This is a genomic window from Escherichia sp. AM3, from assembly GCF_032029835.1.
GTDB classification, from domain to species: Bacteria; Pseudomonadota; Gammaproteobacteria; order Enterobacterales; family Enterobacteriaceae; genus Escherichia; species Escherichia coli.
The window spans coordinates 1-287 of sequence record NZ_JAVUPQ010000873.1 but is presented as its reverse complement, the minus strand read 5'-3'; the positions used below and the strand labels follow the sequence as shown (position 1 = coordinate 287).

The window sequence follows — 287 nt, the reverse complement described above, 5'->3', positions numbered from 1 at the left end:
ACCGTAAACTGCCCAACCTGTGGGAAAACTGTCGTCTGGGGAGAAGTGAGTCCATTTCGCCCATTCTGCTGTAAGCGCTGTCAGCTTATAGACCTGGGTGAATGGGCGGCGGAAGAGAAGCGCATTCCGAGCGAAGGCGATCTCTCGGATAGCGATGACTGGAGCGAAAACCAGCAGTAACCTTTGAAGCCTGCTGGCGCTTCGCTTAGCAGGCCTACAGGTTGCCCGTTAGCCGGGATATGACGGGCGCATTTGCCGGAGGAAATTTTTCGGCATCACTCGCGTGA

At 55.7% G+C, this 287-nt stretch carries 1 protein-coding gene; it reads left to right on the top strand.

The genetic code is table 11. From position 1 onward, the window contains the following. Nucleotides 1–180: DNA gyrase inhibitor YacG (yacG, locus tag RTW80_RS28810; protein WP_312721522.1), on the top strand; the 180-nt coding region annotated here is incomplete at its 5' end. Between the last annotated feature and the right edge of the window lie 107 nt (nucleotides 181–287).